General features: G+C 33.4%; 1 pseudogene. It reads left to right on the top strand.

Features of this window, described 5'->3' with window-relative positions:
* Positions 1–156 precede the first annotated feature (156 nt).
* Positions 157–1,623, top strand: a pseudogene (locus J7W16_RS21735) (IS1182 family transposase); the annotation flags it as partial.
* Positions 1,624–1,765 lie beyond the last annotated feature (142 nt).

Raw genomic sequence — 1,765 nt, 5'->3', positions numbered from 1 at the left:
CGGGACTGGTGAAAAAGTCGATTAATTAGTCTTTTTATCTCGAAATTAGGAATTAGTTATTAGAAATTAAATACATCCTTCGGATTTAAACAGAAAAAACCCCCTAAATGGTATAATAAGTGCGACCAAACACCAACCATTAGGAGGTTTTTTCTTATGCTTCGACAAGAGCCAAAGCAATTAAGTTTTCACTCTGTATTATACGATAAAATCCCTGAGAATCATATCCTTAAGAAAATTTCAAAAGTAGTAGATTTTAGCTTCATCAACGGGTTATTAGAAAATACATATTGTAAAGAGTTTGGACGTCCCGCTAAAGAGCCAGAGTTAATGTGTAAGCTTCTTTTTCTTCAATATTTATATGATCTTTCAGACGAGAAAGTTAGGGAAGAAGCAAGTTTTAATCTTGCCTATATGTACTTTCTTGGTATTAATCCAGAAGATACTCTCCCTAATAAAAGTCTTCTATCCAAATTTAGAACACAACGTTTGGGAGAATCTACTTTAGATGAAATAATCATGGAAATAGTAAAACAAAGTGTTGAAAAAGGTATTCTTAAAGGGAAAAGTGTGAGTATAGATTCAACTCATATTGAAGCTAATACAAAGAAGAAAACTCCTGAACGGTTAATGAAACACCTTGCCAGAGGAATTATTCAATCCTACACAGAAGAAACTGGACAAGAGTTAGAGAATATACCTACGGTACCTGAGTATCAAGAAATTCAAGATCATCGTGAAGCAAAAAAGGTTATGAAAGACTATTTAGAAACAGTCATCGGTGAAGCAGAAAAACAATCTGATACTAAACATAATAATACTTATAATGCTATCAATAAGGCTAAACAAGTTTTAGAAGATCCGAAGTTTATAAATCAAAAAGGATTACGTTCCATTATTGACGAGGATGCTAGAGTGGGACGCAAAAGTAAATCGCAAGATTTCTTTGGATTCAAAACAGAGTTTGTTATGACAACTGAAGAACGTATTATTACTTCTGTTAGAACTGCTAATGGATCCTATATGGATGGGAACTATGCTAAGGAAATGCTTGCAGAGACAAAGAAGACTGGGATTAAAATTGAAGAAGTCTATGGTGATAAGGCTTATTTTAGAAAGTCTATATTGGATGATATAAAAGAGACAGAAGCAAAAGCCTTTATACCAGTTAGTTCACTAGTGTATAGAATAGACGAAAGTCAGTATACATATAACAAAGATTCAGATGAGTGGCAATGCATTCAAGGAAACTCCACTGTGGACAAAAAATATTATAAATCTAATAATAAGGACGGTGTAAGGGAAGGTTATAAATATTATTTTGAACTACAACAATGTAAGGAATGTCCACTAAGGGATAAGTGTACCCAAAAAAGGGCTAGAAGAATCCTTACAGTAGGGAAAAATACAACGGAGTTCTATGAAATTTCTCAGTACCAAAAAACCGAGGAGTTTCTAGAAAAATATAAAAAAAGAGCTTCAATTGAAGGGAAGAACGCGGAGCTCAAAAGGTTTCATGGCCTATCTCGTGCTAGGGGATATGGTCTATTAGGCGTGTCTAAACAATCAAAATTGGCTGCGATAGCAGTAAATATTAAAAGAATAGCAGCGATGATATCTTCTTAAGAGAGAGGAGAAAACCGTAAGGTTTTCCCCCTTCAAAGTTAAAATCATTAAAAATTCATTGAATTTTTAGTTTTGACTTTGAAATTTTGTCATTAACTAAAATTGGCTAATTATAAAAGGTACTTTTTCACCAGTCCCG

Origin of the sequence: Halalkalibacter suaedae (genome assembly GCF_017939705.1) — a bacterium.
GTDB lineage: Bacteria > Bacillota > Bacilli > Bacillales > Bacillaceae_D > Halalkalibacter > Halalkalibacter suaedae.
Note: the sequence above shows the minus strand (reverse complement) of the source record. Positions and strands in the feature narration are given on the sequence as shown.